This is a genomic window from Nocardia violaceofusca NBRC 14427 (assembly GCF_963869435.1).
GTDB lineage: Bacteria > Actinomycetota > Actinomycetes > Mycobacteriales > Mycobacteriaceae > Nocardia > Nocardia aobensis.
Genome location: NZ_CAWMPM010000053.1, coordinates 12174 through 31620 on the forward strand (window position 1 = coordinate 12174; position 19447 = coordinate 31620).

The window sequence follows — 19447 nt, forward strand, 5'->3', positions numbered from 1 at the left end:
CAGCGGCGATTAAGTTCCGGGCAGCAGGGTAGGTTCTGGTCGATCGCCCGACACGGGGGTCGACGGCCTGTGCCCCCTACAGAGAGGTAGAAGCATGATTCCGGTCATCATCGACACCGGTAGCGCCGCGCTGAGCGGCATCCTCGACACCGGCAGCGCCGCCCTCAGCGGTGTCCTGAACACCCTGTTCACCGGGTCGTTCGGCGGCTGATTCCGGCCCGCCCCCGGGGATCGTGCCCCGGGCCACTGCCCCGGCGCCCGCGGGCGCCGGGGCGGTGCCGTCTCCGGCGGAGTAGATGCGGCGCACCACATCCTCGATATCGGGTTCCTCGATGGACAGGTCGCGCACCTCGACCCGATTCGAGATGGCGGCGAGAAGCTGTGCGGCGGTGGTGATCTCGGGATCGAAGGCCAGCCGCTGCCGCATGCCGTCGGCCTCGGCGGCCAGCAGTGTCGCCCCCGCGAGGCCGGTGAGATCGTCACTGGGCCGGGCCAGATCCACCACCAGGACGCGGCGCGCGCCGACGGTGCGCGCCAGGCCCGGCAGCGTGCCGTCGTAGGCGAGTCGGCCGTGGTCTACCACCAGTACCCGTTCGCAGAGGCGCTCGATATCGCCCATGTCGTGGGTGGTGAGCAGCAGCGTGGTGCCGCTTTCCGCCCGTTCCCGGCGCAGGAATTCCCGTAGCCGCTGTTTGGAAAGCACGTCGAGGCCGATGGTCGGCTCGTCGAGAATCAGCAGCTCCGGACGATGCAGGAGCGCCGCGGCGATTTCGGCGCGCATTCGCTGTCCGAGGGAGAGCTGACGCACCGGGGTGTCGAGGGTGTGTCCCATTTCGAGCTGTTCGACGAGTTCGTCCGTGCGGCGGCGCGCCGCGTCCGGTTCCAGGCGATGGATGGCGGCCAGAATGGTGAACGATTCGCGCAGCGGCAGATCCCACCACAGCTGTGACCGCTGGCCGAACACCACGCCGATCCGCCCGGCCAGTTCGCGCCGCCGGCGCACCGGGTCGAGCCCGCAGGTGCGCACGGTGCCGGAGGTCGGCACGAGGATGCCGGTGAGCATTTTGATCGTGGTGGATTTTCCGGCCCCGTTGGCGCCGATATAGCCGACCGCCGAACCGGTTTCGATGCGAAAGCTCATCGAATCCACGGCGGTGAGCACTTCGCGCACGTGCCCGCGGCGGCCCCGGCGGCTGCGCCGGAGCACGAATTGCCTGGTCAGTTCCGATACTTCGACGGTGTTCATCCGCCCCCTCCCTGATAGTGGCGTACCCCGATGCGCCAGAGCGCCAACGCCATTATCCAAACCCACAGCGCCGCAAGCGGTCCGAACCAGGCCAGCGCGGCGGGCAGCCACGCCGGTCCGGGAAGGCCGAGGAGAGCGATCGTGGGCAGATAGGCGACGAACGAGACCGGTATCGCGAACCCGAACAGCGCCCGCAGCGGGCCGGAGAACACCGAACTCGGCTGCTGGGCGGCGAAGGATCCGCCGTAGGTGAAGCTGTTGGTGAGTTCCGAACCGTCCACCAGGTGGAATTGCAGGCCCGCGGCGCAGACGAACAGGCCGGCGAAAATGGCGATCCCGCTCAGTGTGCTGCTCACCGCCAGCACGATATGCGTTGGGCTCCAATCGATGTCGTTGCCGATCAGGCCGGCGGTCAGGACCACCGCCGCGACGGTGGCCCGCGACAGCCGCCGCAGCGATACATCGCTGGTGATCAGCTGGAGCAGCAGGGGCTGGGGTCGCAGGTGGAAGGCGTCGAGGGTGCCCATCCGAATGTAGGTCGCGAGGGTGTCGGTGTGGCCGACGGCGATCTGCGCGAGCGCGAAACTGAGGTTGGACAGACCGAACAGCAGCAGCATCTGGGTCGAGTTCAGGCCGCCCAACGCCGTGACGTTGTGGTAGATCAGCCACATCTCCGCGAATTCGACCACGCCGATCAGCAGGGAGGAGAACAGGTCGGTGGCGAAGGAGAGCGGATAGGCGCGCTGTGAGCGCATCCGCGAACGCAGGACGGCCACATAGGGTGTGAGCCTGCTGCCGTACGGTGCGAGCTCAGCCACCCTGCACCTCCAGTTTGCGCCGGCCCGCCGCGATCAGCGTCCGGCCGATGCCGATCGCGATGGCGATCCACAACACCTGCATGCCGATGACCGACCACGCCGCCGAACCCGTTGCCCGGCCGGACAACACGTCGACCGGACCCTGCAGCAGCCAGGGAAACGGGGTCAGCCGCGCGGCGGTGGCCAGCGGTGCCGGAAACAGATGGATGGGTACGTAGAGGCCGGCGAAGAACGTGGACAGGATCTGATAGAGCATCCGGATTCCGCGCGTCTCGATCAGCCAGAAACCCAGCAGGCTCACCGAGAACAACAGCAACAGCGAAAGTGTCACGGCCGCAACGACACTGACGGCACCGAGCAGATACGGCGCGAAGGTGCCGGGCAACACGAGCTGCGCCGTGATCAGACCGGTGGCGACCGACGGCAGGCCGCGTAGCGCCAGCGTGCACGACGATCCACCGAGATCGGTTGCCAGATAGAAGAATTGGATATCGATGGGGCGTTGCAGATCGACCGCCACATCGCCGGTGCGCACCCGCTCGGCGATATCGTGCGGCGGCCCCATCACTCGCAGGGCGCCCAGCATGGCCTGCGACAGCCACACGTAGGCGCCGATCGACGCACCGGTGTAGCCGCCGAAGCCCGGCGTGGAGCGCGCCGCCGCGATCATCACCGCGGCGCGGATGAGGCCGAAGACGACATTGGCGGCCAAGCCCGCGAAGACGGCCGACCGGTAATTCCATTGGCGCCTGAATCCGGCGCCGAACAGATGTGAATAAACCCCCGAGAGTGCGCGCACAAGTTATCCAGAATACGACGTGGTCGCCCGCTCGGCGAGCGAATTTCGAAGAACCGGAGCAGGGCAGTCCGAGCGGTCGGTATGGTCGTCGCACCCGATGGCCGGATCGCTTTGCGCAAAACCTTGCCGCGACCTCCATCACAGTGTTAGAAACAGTCATGTTTCACACTGGGGTCGCCGCGGTGGCTCCCGCCCCTGAGGACCGCCTATGACCACCGTTTTCGAAACGCTGGAATCGGATGTGCGCGGATACTGCCGGGTCTGGCCGACGGTCTTCGACACCGCCCGCGGCGCCTGGCTCCGCGACGAGCAGGGCCGCGACTATCTCGATTTCTTCGCCGGAGCCGGCACGCTCAACTACGGGCACAACAACCCGATCCTGAAGGCGGCCCTGCTGGACTATCTGTCCCGCGACGGGCTCACCCACGGCCTGGACATGTCGACGGTAGCCAAGCGTGACCTGCTCGAGGCGCTGCGCGACCTGATCCTCGTGCCGCGCGGACTCGACTACAAGATCCAATTTCCGGGCCCGACCGGGGCGAACGCGGTGGAGGCGGCGCTGAAGCTGGCCCGCAAGATCACCGGGCGCAGCACGGTGGTGAACTTCACCAACGCCTTTCACGGCATGACGCTGGGCGCGCTGGCCGTGACCGGTAACGCCGCCAAACGGGCGGGGGCCGGCGTGCCGCTGCCACACGTCCATCCGATGCCCTACGACGGCTACCTGGGCGGTGCGGACGAGCTGGCGTGGATCGAGCGGATGCTCGACGACACCTCCTCCGGGGTGGACAAGCCGGCGGCGGTGATCGTGGAAACGGTGCAGGGCGAGGGCGGGGTGAACATCGCCCGCGCCGAATGGTTGCGCAGGCTCGCGGAAATGGTCGCGGCGCGTGGAATTCTGCTGATCATCGACGATGTGCAGATGGGTTGCGGGCGGACGGGGCCGTTCTTCTCCTTCGAGACGGCGGGTATCACCCCGGATATCGTCACGCTCTCGAAGTCCATCGGCGGCTACGGCCTGCCGATGGCGCTGGTGTTGATGAAACGCGAACTGGACCAGTGGGCGCCGGGTGAGCACAACGGCACCTTCCGCGGCAACAACCCGGCCTTCGTCACCGCGCGGGTGGCGCTGGAGGAGTACTGGTGCGACGACCGGCTCGAGCTCGCCACACTGGCCCGCGGCGAGCGGGTACGTGCGGCGCTGGCGCGGGTGGCGGATGCGGTGGGCGGATTGTCCACGCGCGGCCGGGGTTTGGTGCACGGCCTGGTCTTCGACGACGCCTCGGAGGCGGGCAAGGTGAGCCGGGTCGCCTTCGAGGAGGGGCTGCTCGTGGAGACCTCGGGCGCCTGTGACGAGGTTGTGAAACTGCTTCCGCCGCTGACGATTTCGGATTCCGAGTTGGATCACGGGCTCGAAATACTGGCGCGCGCTGTCGATATCGTCTGCGGCAGGCGCGGCTAGGGGGATCGGACCGTCGGCTGCCGACCCACACCCGGCAGCCGGCCGCGGGACCGGGTTTCCGCTGCGGGGCCCGGTCCCGCACCTTCGGGTGCGCCTCGGACGGTATGAAACGGACGGTATGAAACGGACGGCTATGAAACGGACGGCTCCGAATCGGATGTCTTCATCTTGTCCAGGATTCTGGGCTGCCACTGGTAGAACCAGCTGAATTTGTAGGATTCTCCGGCGGGCGACGAGGTGGCGGCAAAGGTGAATCGGCGATCGTTCGTGGCGAACGGGGCCTTGTCGGCGAGTTCCTGGAAGCGCGGCTCGATCGGAATCGGGAGCGTGGCCGGATCCGGTGTGATCACCGGGAAGCACAGTCTCTCGATCCGGGAGGATTCCCAGCCGAACGTGGCGTAGATGTCGAATGCCTTCGCGGTGACGGCGAGGAACTGCGCGCTCGGTTCCGGAAATCCGGCGTCCCGATGGAGTGCGGCGACGGCCTCGGGTGCGAAATGCTCGGCGGGCAGTCCGGGGAAGTACACGTTCATCGTCTTGTCGTGATAGTCGATGCCGAGCAGGCCGACCTTGTCCGCCAAGCCGTGCGCGGCGAACATGCGGGCGTGGTCGGCGAGGCCGGCCGGCATGGACGGGAGTGCGGCGAGGTCCGCCACGTTCCGGACGTCGTCCGCGGGGAAGAACGGCCAGATCTTCTTGAAGCCGCCGGCGACGCCGATGTCGATGCCGTAGCTGTCGACGGGGCATTGTTTCCGGACCTGGTCCAGCAGGGATCCGATCGGATGATCGGTCTGCGGGATCAGTCCGTTCGAGCGCGCGATGTCGTAGGGGTCGATGTCTCTCGGCAGCGTGAGGAAGCGATAGTCGAGGTCTCCCGCACGACGGGCCTCGGTGACGACTCGGAAAGAGATCACCGATTGGGTGAGCATCGTGCCGAATGCGGTCAGGACCGGCCATACCGCGTCTCGGGTACAGGGGACGTTCGCCAGCCGTGCGGATTTCTCGATGGCCACATACAGATCGTCCAGCGCGGATTCGGTAGTGGTGGACATGCGTCCTTCCTGAGAGGGTGCTACGAACAACAGCGCGGTGCCGCCGAGACGACGGCCGGGGGGTCGGCGCAGTCGAATGCGGAACGCGCACTGGAGTTTACGAAGCGATGCGGCCGATGGGCTTGCGCCGACTGCCCGCTGCTGGGAGCCCCTCGGATCCGAACGTGCGAGAGCCCGTGCCGAACGAGGAAGGGTGAGCGCTCGGAGAAGCGGACGTCGAATGCGCCCGAGTGGGAAAGATCGACGCTACCGGGCCGATATTTCGTGGCGATCCGGTGCTTTCGTGGAGCGGATGACGGGATTCGAACCCGCGACCCTCACCTTGGCAAGGTGATGCGCTACCAACTGCGCTACATCCGCATCCCGCCTCGCGGCGGTGCGAGAAAAACAATAGCCGATCGCGGCGCGCAACCGCGAATCCGCAGGTCAGCGACCTGCGGATAGGGCGTCAGCTGAGCAGGAGGTGGACCTGCAATTCACCCACCAGGAAGCCGAGCACACCGCCGATGGCGACCAGTTTCCACTCGTCCTGTTTGAACGCCGGGCGCAGCAACCCTTCGTATTCGTCGTCGGTGAGCTGGCGGGTCTTCTCGATCACCAGGTTGCGCAGATCCAGCGTGCGCATCGCGTGGTCTTCGAATCCGGCTGCGGCACTGCGGATATAGGCCAGCATCTCGGGGACGATCTCGCGTTTGACCCGGGTGATGGAGTCGCCGGCGACCAGCATCACCAGCGGTCGCGCGGGCGCGGACTGGGTATCGATGAATTCGTCCATCCGCCGCGCCAGGATCGATGCCAGCCGGTCCGAACGCTCCCCGTTGAGGACCGCCTCGAGCATCTTGGCCGGGGTGAGGATTTCGGTGGCGATCAGATCGCCGTAGTCGATACAGACCTGTTCGCGGCGCTTGTGGAACAAGCCCTGCCAGAAGACTCGGCCGAAGATCCGCCACGGCCGCACCGGCCGGAAGATCATCTGCAGCGCCAGCCAGTCGGTGACCAGGCCGGTGAATCCGCCGAACAGCGGCATCAGCCAGGAGGAGTGGGTGAAGGCCCAGGTGACCATCTGCACGAAGCCCAGCAGTGTGCCGAACAACAGGCCGGAGCGCACGATGAAGCGCAGCTCGTGATGGCCCACCCGGCGCACCATCTCCACCAGCAGCGCCTTGTCGTTGACCAGGGTGTCGATGGCGATGGAGCGCAGATCCATGATCTGGTCGAGATTGGTCCGCAGGTCGGTGACGATCTCGTCGATGAGGTCGGGGACGTCGCGCTGGACGCGGCGGATCATCGCCTCGCGGGCGAACTGCGGCATGGTCACCCACAGCCGCGGTTCGTAGCGCATCATCAGCTCGTCGACGGTGTGCGCGACGGCGTCGTCGAGTGGTTCGCGCAGGGTGGTGGTGAGCTCGGCGACATCGATGCGGCCGAGGATCTCCTGCGGATCGATCAGCCGCGAGAACATCAGATCCACCGCGATCGTCGCCATCCGCGGCGCGGCCTTGGGGATCACGCCCTGCCAGCCGAACCAGGGCGGGATGCCGCGGAATTCCAAGGGGCGGCAGAGCATTTCGACGGCGACGAGTTTGGTGGTCCAGCCGATGAACGCGGCGATCACCGGAATAGAGCAGTAGAGCAGCCAGTGCTCGGTGAAATCGGCGATCACGCGTCCGCCCGGTGGGAAATCGCTGCACAGCGGTGATTCGGCGAACAGCGCCGGAACGATGGAGAAGTGTCGAGCCGCACGCGCGAACTGTAACAGGTTCTAGAGGAGTGCTTACTGGGAGCCGGGGGTGGCGGCCAGGAACATGTAGCTCTTCTCCTCGACCCGCCGCGCGATCCGCCACGCGCCGTCGACGCGGGTGAAGGTGTCCAGGTACCACAGCCCGCACAGCATGAGGTTCTGCTGACCCTCCGCCCCGCCGAGGAGCATCGGATTGTGGCACATGGTGCGGCCGGTGGCGCTGTCCCCATCGACGGTGATCGAGGAGTTGCTGATCAGATGCTGGAAGGCGGGGAAGTTCGGCATCACCGTGGCGAGGAACTTCTTGATCTCGGATAGCCCACCGCTGGCGCCGCCCATGGCCGAATAGTCGATGTGCGCGTCCGCGGTGAAGACGTCGTCGAGCAGATCCCACTGCTGGGTGTCCACGGCATGGGAGTATCGGACCATCAGATCCTCGATCTCGATCCGATCCGAAATCTCTTGCAGCGACAGCATATTTCCTCCAGTGGTAGCGGCTCGGCGACGATGCGGGCTATTCGGAAGCCGCGTCGAAGGCGCGCACGAGAGTGCGCGGCGCCTTGTGTCGCCAGGCGTCGGTGAGCAACTCGCTCAGTAGGCCGGTGTCGGCGGCGCCGAGCTCGACGCGGACCGCCGACAGCCGCTTGCCCCACCACTTCTCCGCGCAGCAGTCCGGATATTCCGCGACCGCCTCCCGGATATCGGCTTCACTCGCCATTACGTGCGCGTGGGCGGGGTCGGGCAGCGTCGCGAAGATCGCCTTGCGGACGCGGAACGACGGCATGTCGAAATGCGGCGCTTCGGTGGACTCGGGGAGTCCCAGCGCAATCCGCCGGACGTCGTCGGCATCGGCCATGGGCCGATTATGCGGCCGAATTCGTGCCCTCGCGGCCGGTTCGGCGAGATGGGCCGGCTAGCCGAGATCGGCGAGGGCGGCCTCGATCGCGCGGTGGAAGGTGGGGTAGGCGTAGATCATCTCCCGCAGCGTGGTGACCGGAACCCGGGCGTGTACCGCGACGGCCAGGGCGCTCAGCACCTCGCCGCCGACCGGGCCGACCGAGGTGGCGCCGACCAGAATGCCGCGATCGGCGTCGGCGACCAGCTTGATGAATCCGGCATTGCCCGGCCCGTGGATCCAGCCTCGGGTCGAATCCGGAACCTCGGCCCGGCCGGTCCAGACGCTCAGCCCGGCCTCGCGGGCCTGCGACTCCGTCATCCCGACCGCGCCCACCTCCGGTTCGGTGAAGGTGACATTGGGAACCGCGTGATACTGCGCGGGTTCGCCGGGGGAGCCGAGGATATCGGCGGCGGCGATGCGCGCCTGATACATCGACATGTGGGTGAAGGCGCCGTGCCCGGTGACGTCCCCGATCGCCCAGACTCCCTCGGCGGCGCGCAGCCGGTCGTCGACCCGGATGCCGTGCGCCTGCTCGTCCAGGCCGATCGCGCCGACCCCCAGCGCGGACAGGTCGGTGTAGCGGCCGGCGGCGACCAGCAGGCGCTGGGCGCGGATCGGATCGCCGTTGCTCAGCCGGACGGTGAAATAGCTGCCGTCGTGGTCGATTCGGGTGGCCTCGACGCCGGTTCGGACCGAAATACCCTCTTCGGCAAAGGTTTTCGCCAGTGTTTCGGCGGCCTCGGGCTCGGCGCGCGGGAGCAGCCGGCTGCGTACGACCATCGTCACCTCGGCTCCGAATCGGGAGAAGATCTGCGCGAATTCCGCGCCGACCGGTCCGCCGCCGAGCACGATCAGGGATTCGGGCGCCTCGGTGGTGGTCACGGCCTCGCGGTTGGTCCAGTACGGGGTGTCGGCCAAGCCCTCGATCGGCGGAACGGACGGGGCGGTGCCGGGGTTGAGCACGATCGCGCGCAGGGCGCGGAACTCGCGCGGTCCGTCGGCGGTATCGACGCGGACCTGGCCCGGCTCGGTGATGCGCCCCCAGCCGCGCACGAAGGTGCCGCCGGCGGATTCGAACCGTTCGACGGCGACCTTGTCGTCCCAGTCGTCGGTCGCCTGGTCACGGATCCGCTTCGCCACCGGCGCCCAATCCGCCTGCACCTGGGTACTTCCCGCGAGTTTGCCGACCCGGCGCGCCTCGGCCAGGGTCTCGGCGGCGCGCACCATCATCTTGGTCGGCACGCAGGCGTAGTAGGGGCATTCGCCGCCCAGCAACCGGCCTTCGACGCCGACGACCGCGAGCCCGGCCCGCGCCAATTCGGTCGCCACGGCCTCCCCGCCGGGCCCCATGCCGATGACGACGGCATCCACGGATTCGGTCGCCGGGGTTTCGGCGGGCATGCGATCACGCTCCTCTGATTCGACACGGTGGGGACGGCGGGGTCCCGGAGACCATGGTGACAGCTGGGACGCCGCCGGTGGGGGATCGACAGGTGCGGATCGTGGCATTCCGTTGCGCCGGGCGGTCTCGGAGGAGATGCTGCGAGTCTGCGCATCTCGCGAAAAGCCCGTTCGCACATGGTCGTCGATGGGAAGCCGGTGCGGTTGACGCGGTTTCGCCGAACCGTTTAGGTGAGCAGCATGCGAATCGGCGGTGCGGGAATTCTCGACGTGCTCGGTAGCCGGCGGACGGCGGTGGCGGCGCTGGCGACGATCACCGGCTTTTACTATCTGTTCGTCGCGATCACCAACTGCACCGATACCGTCACCAATCGCCGGGGTGTGGTCGCCGTGCTGTCGATGCGGGCCACGATCCACAATCCGGGCACCGATTGGCGTGCGATCACCAACGGCAACATCGCGCTCGTCGTCTACATCCTCGTGGTGATCTGGGAATTCTCGATCGCCCTCGTGCTGCTGGTCGCCGCGGCCTGCTGGCTGCGGGAGCTGAGCGGGCGGCCGCGCCGGGTGCCGGCGCGGCCGGGCACCGCGGCGAAGTTGTCCAGCATCGGCTGGACGATGGCGGTGCTGTTGTTCGCGGGGGCATTTTTGACCGTCGGCGGGGAGTGGTTCCGGATGTGGGCGAACAAGGAGGTCAACGCCTCGTCGGCGGCGTTGCAGAACTTCCTGATCGCCGGGATCGGGCTGGTGCTGGTTCATCTGCCCGACTCGGCGCCGCGGGCCGCTCCGCCCTCGGAATGAACTGCGGCCGTTCGGGAACAGTGCCTGACCGCCCCGGGTTGCAGCCCGTATGGAACTCGACACCGCGCTCGACTTCGCCCGTACGACCTCGCGGTCCGTCCTGACCACCGTGCGCCGCAACGGCCGCCCGCAGCTGTCCAACGTCACGCACTGGGTCGCGCCCGACGGCATCGTCCGGATCTCCATCACCGCGGACCGGGCCAAGTACGCCAATCTGCGCCGGGATCCGTGGGCGGCCCTGCACGTCACGCGCGACGATTTCTGGGCCTATGCCGTCCTGGAGGCCGATGTCGAACTGACCCCGGTGGCCGCGAGCACCGACGACGCCACGGTGGAGGAGTTGATCGCCTACTACCGTGCGCTCAGCGGCGAGCATCCGGACTGGGCGGACTACCGCCGCGCGATGGTCGCCGACCGCCGCGTGATCGCGCGCCTGCGTCCCACCCGCGCCTACGGCATGCTGCCCTGACGACGGCGTTCCCCGGAAGCGGGTAGCCCCTCGGGAATCCATTGCGGCGCGCGCTTTTCCATGAAGGCGCGCATTCCCTCCCGCGGTTCCGGCGAGGTTTCCAGGGCCAGGAACATGGTCTGGTAGTCGATACTGCCGTAACGCTCGTTCAGCATGCGCTTGACCTGGGCGCGGGCCTGCGGTGCGGTCTGCAGGATCTCGGTGACGGCCGCGACGGCCTCCGCGCGCAGCCGTTCGTGTGCCACCACCCGGCTGATGACGCCGAGTCGCCGCGCCTCGGCGGCGTCGAACCGCCGCGCCGACAACAGCAGATCGCGAGCCACCGCCACGCCGACGTGGGCGGGCAGCACCGCGGCGTAGGTGGCGTCGGGAATGCCACGCAACAGCTCCGGCACCCGGAACACCGCCCGCTCACTGGCGACCGCGATATCGGACATCATCGCGATGAGCAGACCGCCCGCCTGGCAGATGCCGTTCACCGCCGACACCACCGGGGCGCGGCTGTCCCGAATGGCGAGGAAGGGCAGCACATCCTGGCCCGACAGCTCCGGCGGCAAGGCGTCACCGGGCTCGGCGCGCCCGCCCAGGTCGCCGCCCGGCGCGAACACGTCATCGGTGCCCGTGATGATCAATGCCGCCAGGCCGGGATCCGAATTGACCAGGTGGACAGCGCGTTTGATGCCGAAATACATCGCCGGCGTCAGCGCGTTGCGCGCCGCGGGCCGGTCGATCACGCACCAGCCGATCACGCCGTCGCGCTCGAATCGCAGGCCCGCCGCCCCGAGATCATCGCTCATCCCGGAAGAATAACAATCTCCCGTTTCGAATATTCGGTTCTTGCCGGGGCCGATTCGACTTCACCGGCGCATAACCTTGCGGCAACATTCGACATGCATGCTGTCACCCTCCGCTGAATCGAAAGGTACGAACCCGAATGGACTTTCTGACTGTGCTCGTGGACATGTTGGCTGCGCTGGGGGCCAGCGGCAGCGCGGCCTGACCACCCATCACGACACACCCCGGCCCACCACATCACGGATGTGGTGGGCCGCAGGCGTTCGAGGGGGACGTCGGACGACCAGACGCGTGATCAGGCACCCGCCTTCGCTCGCGCGAGCTTCACCCCACTGGAAATGATGCCGATATGACTGAACGCCTGCGGGAAATTGCCGATGAACGCGCCGGTCGACGGGTCGATCTGCTCGGCGAGCAGGCCCACGGTGCTCGCGCGGGCGCACAGGGAACCGTAGAGCCGCTCGGCGTCCTCGAGCCGGCCCTGGGCGGTGAGGTTGTCGACCAGCCAGAAACTGCACAGCACGAACGCGCCCTCGTCGCCGGGCAGGCCGTCCGGTGATTCCTCGTGCAGGTATCGATACAGCAGGCCGCCGCCGGCACCCAGCCGGTCCGCCACCGCCGCGGTCGTCGCGGTCATGCGTGGGTGATCGGCGGGAACGACGCGGCGCAGCGGCAGCGCCAGCAGGCTCGCATCCAGTTCGCCGCCCCCGTCGAGATGGGCGCTCAGTGTCCGGGCCCGCTCGTCCCACGAGTTCTTCAGGATCGCCTCGCGGATCTCGTTCGCGGTGCTGCGCCACATCGCGATGGGACCGGGCAGGTCGAATCGTTCCCCGATCGACGCGGCGCGCTGCAGTGCCACCTGGCACAGCGCCGCGGAATAGGTGAAAACCCGCCCCGCGCTGCGTACTTCCCAGATTCCCTGATCCGGCTCCTGCCAGGATCGCCCCGCCGCCTCGGCCAGATCGGACAGGTTCGACCACAGCACCGGCTGCAGCTCACCGCCCGTGCGTAGCCATTGGTCGGCGCAGTCGAGGATTTCGCCGTAGACGTCGTGCTGGCGCTGATCGGTGGCGCCGTTGCCCCAGCGCACCGGGCTGCTCGCGCGGTAGCCTTCCAGGCCGGTGTCCACCAATTCGTCGGGAACCGGATCACCGTCGATGTCGTACATGATGCGCGGCTGGCCGCTGCGCTCGAACGCGTCGAGCACCCAGCCCAGGAAGGCGTCGGCCTCGTTCCGGAAACCGATGCGGCGCAGGGCGTAGACGGCATACGACGCGTCGCGGATCCACACGTAGCGGTAGTCCCAGTTGCGGACACCGCCGATCGGAGCCGGCAGCGACGACGTGGGCGCCGCGACGACGGATCCGCTCACCCAGTGATCGCAGAGTTTGAGGGTGATCGCGGAGCGCCGGACCAGTGCCTGTTCGGGACCGTCATAGGTGCACGTCCGCATCCAGGAGCGCCATGCGTCGGCCGTGTGGCGCAGCATCGCCGCCGCGTCGAAGCGATGGTGGCGGTGGAAGCGTCCCCAGGACAGCACCAGCTCCAGCCGCTCGCCCTGCGCCAGGTCGACGGTGGTGTGCACGCCGTCCAGCGGCCGGTCGGCGCGCAGATGCAGCCGCAGGTTCGGCTGTGAGGCGACCCGGATCTCCAGGCCGCTGAGCACCGGCCGCAACTGCGCACCGCCCTGTGGGGCGATCTCCACCGACACCCGCACGTGCCCGCTCACGACGATCGCGGAGCGAACCAGTTCCGAGCGATCGGCGGGCGCGTCGTCGCCGAGGTCCGAGCCGGGCCGTACCACCATGGCATCGGTCACTCGGAGAACACCGGTGGCGCTGCGCAATTCGGTCTCCAGCACGCCGGTATCCAGCTGATAGCGCTGGCGGCCTTCCAGCGGATCGGTCGGCGCGACGGTGAAATGGCCACCGCGAGCATGGTCGAGCAACCCGCAGAACAGCGGTTGGGCATCGAAGCGCGGCAGGCACAGCCACGGGATCGAACCGTCCATCCCGACCAGCGCGGCCGTCGTACCGTCTCCGATCAGACCGTAGTCCTCCAGCGGGAGATATCCGTCGCTCCGGCGGATCGGCCGGAACGGTGGATCGGGATCGTGCACGCCATCCCCTTCCACGAATGGAACGCTTGGCGACAACTAGAGGGAAGGCTATCAGCTGGCATCCGCTCGGAAAGCAGAACTGAGCGGCCGATATTTGGCCGAAATGCCCTAGCGGTCGACCAACTGGCTAACGCAAGCTCGCAGGTAGTCGCAGGCGATGGCGGGGATCGGAATCGGGTGTCGACGGCCCCGAGCGGCGAGCTGCTCGGTGCGGCCCGTGTGCCGAATCGGACACGAAATTTCTGTGTGTTTGAGCGTTGAACCGATTGGGTAACCACAGCCCAACCCGAAATGTGCGCAGGTCGGACCGACACAGCGCCCCCGGCAGGAATCGAACCTGCGACCTAGGGATTAGAAGGCCCTTGCTCTATCCAACTGAGCTACGGAGGCATGGCAGCACCAAACACCATGCCCGGTTTGAGGCAGCGTGTCCAGCGAGTTGATTATAGCGAGCGTCCAGATCCGTGCTGGTCGTCGACAACGCCGTGTGCGACTGTCGGCCTCGTCACAGCGAGCGGGCCGATTCGGGGCCGGAAGGCTGTGAGGTGGGCCGCCAACTACGCTGAATAGTATGTCGTCACCGCAGGACCCGCCCGCCGATTCCGACCCCCAGGCCGTGCGGCCGGAGGCGACGGCGTTCCCGGTCCTCGCGGTGGTCGCTGTCGGTCTGACGGCCCTGGTCGCGCCGATCGTGGTCAGTCTGTCCGCAGCGCAGGCGCTGACGCTGCTCGGCATTCCCGACCCCGGACCACTGACCACCTACGGCCTGCCCGCGGTGCGGGCGCTGGCCGATTTCTCGGCCGCGATCGCGGTCGGATCGCTGCTCTTCGCGGCGTTCCTGTGTCCGCCGCAGCGCGACGGCCTGCTGGATGTCGGCGGTTACCGGGCCCTTCGTCGCGCTGGGATCGCGGCGCTGGCCTGGGCGGTGACCTCGGCGCTGCTGGTGCCGTTGACGCTCTCGGACACCACCGGCCAGCCCGTGCGCTCGGTTTTACGACCCGATCAGGTCTGGCATGCCATCGGCAAGGTCGACGTCGCGGGATCCTGGCGCGCCACGGCGATCATGGCGATTCTGCTCGCCATCGGCTGCCGGCTGGCGTTGCGCTGGGGCTGGACGCCCGTGTTGTTCGCCTGGTCGCTGCTGTGTCTGATTCCGGTTGCGCTGACCGGACATTCGTCGTCGGGTGGCGCCCACGACGTCGCGACGAACAGCCTGATTCTGCATCTGGTCGGCATGGCGGTGTGGGTCGGCGGCCTGTTCGCGGTACTCGCGTACGCCATGCGCGGCGGAAAATACACCGGCCTCGCCGCGCGGCGCTTCTCCTCGGTGGCGACCTGTGCATTCGCGGTCGTCGCGGTCTCGGGCGTGCTCAATGCCTGGGTGCGGGTGCCGTGGGACGAAATGGTCACCACCACCTACGGCCGGCTGGTGATCGCGAAGACGGTCGCACTCTGCCTGCTCGGTGTCGCCGGATTCCTGCAGCGTCGCCGCGCCCTTCCGGCGCTGGCCGACAATCCCCGCGACCGCTCGGCCCTGATCAGTTACGCCGGCGTCGAGGTGCTGATCTTCGCGGCCACGATCGGCCTGGCCGTCGGGCTGGGCCGCACTCCGCCGCCGGATCTGAAACGGGTGCCCTCGCCCGCGGAGGTCGAACTCGGGTACAACCTCGCCGGGCCGCCGACCGCCACCCGCATCCTGTTCGACTGGCGGTTCGACATCATGTTCGGCACGCTCGCCATTGTGCTGGCGGTGCTGTATCTGGTGGGTGTGCGGCGACTGCGCGCACGCGGCGACGCCTGGCCGATCGGCCGGACCGTGGCGTGGCTGTGCGGATGTGCGGTCCTGCTGATCGCCACCAGTTCCGGTGTGGGCCGCTACGCCCCGGCCATGTTCAGCGTGCACATGGCCCAGCACATGCTGCTGTCGATGCTGGCGCCGGTGCTGTTCGCACTGGGCGGCCCGGTGCTGCTGGCCCTGCGCGCCCTGCCCGCCGCCGGTCGCGACGCACCGCCCGGACCGCGGGAATGGGTGCTGGCAGCGGTGCACAATCCGGTCTCTCGTTTCCTGACGCAGCCGGCCGTCGCTGCGGCGCTGTTCATCCTCGGCTTCTACGCGCTGTACCTGGGCGGCATCTTCGATGCGGTGGTCGGCGAGCACGGCGCCCACCTGGCGATGAATCTGCACTTCCTGATCTCGGGCTACCTGTTCTACTGGGTCGTTCTCGGTATCGACCCCAAACCGCGTCAGGTGCAGCCGCTCACGAAGGTCGGCATGGTGTTCGGATCGCTTCCGTTCCACGCGTTCTTCGGCGTCGCCCTGATGAGCATGACCACGGTGATGGGCGAGTGGTTCTATCGCGGACTCGGATTGAGCTGGAACACCGATCTGCTCGGCGATCAGCGCACCGGCGGCGGCCTGGCCTGGGCCAGCGGCGAGATTCCACTGGTCCTGGTGATGCTAGCCCTGCTGGTGCAGTGGTCGCGCAGCGACAACCGCACCGCCAAACGCTTCGACCGGGCCGCCGAGCGCGATCACGACGCCGCCCTCGCCGCGCACAACGCCATGTTCGCCGAACTGGCGAAACGCGACCGCGAGGTGAAACCGTGACCGAGGCGCCCGCGCGGATTCCGCGCCTTTTTCGCGCCGATATCCGGGCCGCCCGCGAGCGACTGGGTAACGACGTGCGGGTCACGCCCGTGTTCCACACCGAGGTGGCCGGTCCCGAGGGGCCGGTCAAGGTCACTCTGAAGCTCGAACATCTGCAACACGGCGGCACGTTCAAGGTGCGTGGCAGCCTGAACGCGTTGCTGCAGTCGGCGGACGACGGCCGCCCGGTGGTGATCGCCTCGGGTGGCAACGCCGGTATCGCCGCGGCGCTGGCCTGTGCGCTGCGCGGGCGCCCCTGCACCGTCGTCGTCCCGGAAACCGCACCGCACACCAAGGTCGCGGCGATGTGGGGATACGGCGCGGAAGTGCTGTGGCACGGAACGAACTACGCCGAATCCAAACGCCACGCCGACGCGGTGACCGCGGAGCGCAACGCGCTGCAACTGCACGCCTACGATCTGCCCGCGGTGGTCGCCGGGGCCGGCGTGGTCGGACTCGAGATCGAACGCCAGGTGCGCGGGCGGCCGCCGGTGCTGATGGCGGTAGGCGGCGGGGGATTGATGGCCGGTATCGCCATCGCACTCGGTCCACGGTCGCGGGTGATCGGCGTCGAACCCAAGGGCGCGCCGACGCTGTACGCGGCGCTGTCGGCGGGGCGCCCGGTCGATGTGCCGGTCGACAGCATCGCGGCGGATGCGCTGGGTGCCACCAGGATCGGTGACATCGCACTCGACACCGCGATCCGCTATGGCGTCGGCTCGGTCCTGGTGGGCGACGATGCGATCGCGATGGCGCGTGAATATCTGTGGCGCGAATTCCGTCTGGTCGTGGAGCCGGCGGGCGCGGTGGCGCTGGCCGCCGTGCAGAGCGGGGCCTATGTCCCGGAACCCGGCGAGCGGCCGGTGATCGTGCTGTGCGGCGCCAATACGGACGTGAGCAACCTCTAGCGACGCGAATTTCGGAAACGGCGTCTGTTCACACCTGCGTGAGTTGTCCACAGATCCGCATTCGGCACTGGTGGCGAACGGCGAAATCGGCGACGCTGAACGAGTCACGGCAGCCGAGGGCGCCACGGACGGGGACAGTCGAAACATGAAGGGGGACAACCATGTACGAGGCGAATACCGCCGTCATCGGCACCGTCGTCACACATCCGGTACGGCGGAGTCTGCCCGGTGGGGAGCAGGTGCTCAGCTTCCGGATGGCCAGCAATGCCCGCCGCTTCGATCGCGAGACCGGCGGCTGGGTGGACGGCGGCACCTTGTTCCTGACGGTGACCTGCTGGCGGCGCCTGGTGGAGGGGGTGGACGCCTCCATCCGTCGCGGCGATCCGGTCATCGCCTACGGCCAGCTGCGCACCAACGAGTACCGGACCAGGGAGGGTGTGCAACGCCACGATCTCGAGATGCGAGCCGCCGCGCTGGGTCCCGACCTGGGCCGTTGCACGGCTCCGGTGATGCGGCGGGGCGGCACGCGGAACTCCGGCCCGGACCTACACGTTGTCCCCGGAGGGGACGACGCGGTGCCCGAGGCGCCGCCGGGCGAGTCCGGCCCCGCGGCGGGCGCGGGATCGACTACCGTCGATCCGGTCTCCGCGGCGGCCGCCGACGCCGGATGACTACCGTTACCTCTGCTCCGCTCGCGCGGTCCTCCGTTTCGACCCACTGGTTCCGACACCGATAGGCTTTCCTACATGGCTGAGTTCATTTACCAGATGAAGAAAGTTCGCAAGGCGCATGGCGACAAGGTCGTCCTCGACGATGTGACCTTGAACTTCCTTCCGGGCGCCAAAATCGGCGTCGTCGGTCCGAACGGCGCCGGTAAATCGAGCGTGCTGAAGATCATGGCCGGACTGGACCAGCCCAACAACGGTGACGCGTTCCTGGCGCCCGGAGCGACGGTCGGCATCCTGCAGCAGGAGCCGCCGCTGAACGAGGAGAAGACCGTCCGCGGCAACGTGGAGGAGGGCCTCGGCGAGATCAAGGTGAAGCTGGACCGCTTCAACGAGATCGCCGAACTCATGGCCACCGACTACTCCGACGAGCTCATGGAGGAAATGGGCAAGCTGCAGGAGGACCTGGACCACGCCGACGCGTGGGATATCGACTCCCAGCTCGAGCAGGCCATGGACGCGCTGCGCTGCCCGCCGCCGGACGAGCCGGTCGGCAACCTCTCCGGTGGTGAGCGCCGCCGGGTGGCGCTGTGCAAGCTGTTGCTGAGCAAGCCGGACCTGCTGCTGCTCGACGAGCCCACCAACCACCTCGACGCCGAGAGCGTCAACTGGCTCGAACAGCATCTGGCCCAGTACCAGGGCGCGGTTCTCGCCGTCACGCACGACCGGTACTTCCTGGACAACGTCGCCGGCTGGATTCTCGAGCTCGACCGCGGCCGGGCCTACCCCTACGAGGGCAACTACTCCACCTATCTGGAGAAGAAGGCCGAACGGCTCGAGGTGCAGGGCAAGAAGGACCAGAAGCTGCAGAAGCGGCTCAAGGAGGAGCTGGCCTGGGTGCGTTCGGGCGCCAAGGCCCGCCAGGCCAAGAACAAGGCCCGTCTCGGTCGCTACGAGGAGATGGCCGCCGAAGCGGAAAAGATGCGCAAGCTGGACTTCGAGGAGATCCAGATTCCGCACGGTCCGCGCCTGGGCAACGTGGTCGTCGAGGTCGAGCATCTGGACAAGGGCTTCGGCGACCGGCAGCTGATCAAGGATCTGTCCTTCACCCTGCCGCGCAACGGCATCGTCGGCGTGATCGGCCCGAACGGTGTCGGTAAGTCGACGTTGTTCAAGACCATCGTCGGACTCGAGCAGCCCGACAGCGGCGAGGTCAAGGTCGGCGACACCGTGAAGCTGAGCTACGTCGACCAGAATCGCGCGGGTATCGATCCGAAGAAGACGGTCTGGCAGGTGGTGTCCGACGGACTCGATTACATCGAGGTCGGCAATCAGGAAATGCCGTCGCGCGCATACGTTTCCGCCTTCGGTTTCAAGGGCCCCGACCAGCAGAAGCCGGCCGGTGTGCTGTCCGGTGGTGAGCGCAACCGCTTGAACCTGGCGCTGACCCTCAAGCAGGGCGGCAACCTGATCCTGCTCGACGAGCCCACCAACGACCTCGATGTGGAAACCCTCGGCTCGCTGGAGAACGCGCTGGAGAACTTCCCCGGCTGCGCCGTGGTCATCTCCCACGACCGGTGGTTCCTCGACCGCACCTGCACCCACATCCTGGCGTGGGAAGGCGAC

At 67.7% G+C, this 19447-nt stretch carries 17 protein-coding genes and 2 tRNA genes; 7 read left to right on the plus strand and 12 right to left on the minus strand.

What is annotated here, in order from left to right:
• Positions 1-76: 76 nt before the first annotated feature.
• The 3 genes from AC5592_RS33340 to AC5592_RS33350 are packed head-to-tail and all read right to left on the minus strand — an operon-like array spanning position 77 to position 2863.
• Positions 77-1246, minus strand: a complete 1170-nt coding sequence (locus tag AC5592_RS33340) for an ABC transporter ATP-binding protein (RefSeq protein WP_084507593.1) — start codon at positions 1244-1246, stop codon at positions 77-79.
• The gene (locus AC5592_RS33345; RefSeq protein ID WP_063066484.1) at positions 1243-2064 is read right to left on the minus strand and encodes an ABC transporter permease; all 822 of its coding nucleotides are present in this window, start codon (positions 2062-2064) and stop codon (positions 1243-1245) included. The genes AC5592_RS33340 and AC5592_RS33345 overlap by 4 nt, the downstream gene beginning before the upstream one ends.
• Complete coding sequence (locus AC5592_RS33350) at positions 2057-2863, minus strand: ABC transporter permease (protein WP_036499101.1); 807 nt, start codon at positions 2861-2863, stop codon at positions 2057-2059. Before AC5592_RS33350 ends, AC5592_RS33345 begins: the two co-directional genes overlap by 8 nt.
• 208 nt (positions 2864-3071) lie before the next feature.
• On the opposite strand from AC5592_RS33350, the gene ectB reads away from it, so the two are divergent.
• On the plus strand, positions 3072-4325 hold the full coding sequence (ectB, locus tag AC5592_RS33355; protein ID WP_063066485.1) for a diaminobutyrate--2-oxoglutarate transaminase: 1254 nt from the start codon (positions 3072-3074) through the stop codon (positions 4323-4325).
• Positions 4326-4456: 131 nt separating this feature from the next.
• On the opposite strand, the gene AC5592_RS33360 is transcribed toward ectB, so the two are convergent.
• The 6 genes from AC5592_RS33360 to AC5592_RS33385 form a co-directional block, all read right to left on the minus strand.
• Complete coding sequence (locus tag AC5592_RS33360) at positions 4457-5377, minus strand: aromatic prenyltransferase (RefSeq protein ID WP_063066486.1); 921 nt, start codon at positions 5375-5377, stop codon at positions 4457-4459.
• 284 nt (positions 5378-5661) lie between these two features.
• Positions 5662-5737, minus strand: a tRNA-Gly gene (locus tag AC5592_RS33365).
• A gap of 88 nt (positions 5738-5825) precedes the next feature.
• Complete coding sequence (locus tag AC5592_RS33370; protein ID WP_036499107.1) at positions 5826-7040, minus strand: DUF445 domain-containing protein; 1215 nt, start codon at positions 7038-7040, stop codon at positions 5826-5828.
• Between the two features lie 111 nt (positions 7041-7151).
• Positions 7152-7595 carry a nuclear transport factor 2 family protein gene (locus tag AC5592_RS33375; protein ID WP_063066487.1) on the minus strand — a complete coding sequence of 148 codons (444 nt, stop codon included), beginning with the start codon at positions 7593-7595 and terminating at the stop codon, positions 7152-7154.
• Positions 7596-7632: 37 nt separating this feature from the next.
• On the minus strand, positions 7633-7974 hold the full coding sequence (locus AC5592_RS33380) for an MmcQ/YjbR family DNA-binding protein (RefSeq protein WP_063066488.1): 342 nt from the start codon (positions 7972-7974) through the stop codon (positions 7633-7635).
• Between the two features lie 57 nt (positions 7975-8031).
• Positions 8032-9417 carry a dihydrolipoyl dehydrogenase family protein gene (locus AC5592_RS33385; protein ID WP_036499119.1) on the minus strand — a complete coding sequence of 462 codons (1386 nt, stop codon included), beginning with the start codon at positions 9415-9417 and terminating at the stop codon, positions 8032-8034.
• A gap of 240 nt (positions 9418-9657) precedes the next feature.
• On the opposite strand from AC5592_RS33385, the gene AC5592_RS33390 reads away from it, so the two are divergent.
• Complete coding sequence (locus AC5592_RS33390) at positions 9658-10218, plus strand: DUF2165 domain-containing protein (RefSeq protein WP_036499170.1); 561 nt, start codon at positions 9658-9660, stop codon at positions 10216-10218.
• A 49-nt stretch (positions 10219-10267) separates the two neighbouring features.
• A complete protein-coding gene (locus AC5592_RS33395) occupies positions 10268-10687 on the plus strand; it encodes a PPOX class F420-dependent oxidoreductase (RefSeq protein WP_036499172.1) in 420 nt (139 codons plus the stop codon).
• Here the strand turns inward: AC5592_RS33395 and AC5592_RS33400 are convergent.
• From AC5592_RS33400 to AC5592_RS33410, 3 genes are all read right to left on the minus strand, one after another.
• Positions 10669-11484: an enoyl-CoA hydratase/isomerase family protein gene (locus AC5592_RS33400; RefSeq protein ID WP_036499175.1), complete on the minus strand. Its 816-nt coding sequence runs from the start codon at positions 11482-11484 to the stop codon at positions 10669-10671. The two genes, AC5592_RS33395 and AC5592_RS33400, sit on opposite strands and share 19 nt — an antisense overlap.
• Positions 11485-11777: 293 nt before the next feature.
• A complete protein-coding gene (locus AC5592_RS33405) occupies positions 11778-13601 on the minus strand; it encodes a glycoside hydrolase family 15 protein (RefSeq protein ID WP_063066489.1) in 1824 nt (607 codons plus the stop codon).
• 316 nt (positions 13602-13917) lie between these two features.
• Positions 13918-13991: transfer RNA gene (locus tag AC5592_RS33410), tRNA-Arg, on the minus strand.
• Between the two features lie 181 nt (positions 13992-14172).
• Between AC5592_RS33410 and AC5592_RS33415 the strand changes: the two genes are divergently transcribed.
• The 4 genes from AC5592_RS33415 to ettA form a co-directional block, all read left to right on the plus strand.
• Positions 14173-16209, plus strand: coding sequence for a bifunctional copper resistance protein CopD/cytochrome c oxidase assembly protein (locus tag AC5592_RS33415; protein WP_063066490.1), 2037 nt, complete (start codon positions 14173-14175; stop codon positions 16207-16209).
• Positions 16206-17156 (plus strand): threonine/serine dehydratase, encoded by a 951-nt coding sequence (locus tag AC5592_RS33420; protein ID WP_063920445.1) that lies wholly within the window; start codon positions 16206-16208, stop codon positions 17154-17156. Before AC5592_RS33415 ends, AC5592_RS33420 begins: the two co-directional genes overlap by 4 nt.
• Positions 17157-17317: 161 nt before the next feature.
• A complete protein-coding gene (locus tag AC5592_RS33425; RefSeq protein ID WP_083870650.1) occupies positions 17318-17827 on the plus strand; it encodes a single-stranded DNA-binding protein in 510 nt (169 codons plus the stop codon).
• Positions 17828-17902: 75 nt separating this feature from the next.
• Positions 17903-19447, plus strand: a 1545-nt coding sequence (gene ettA, locus AC5592_RS33430) for an energy-dependent translational throttle protein EttA (RefSeq protein WP_063066494.1), incomplete at its 3' end; no start/stop codon positions are given.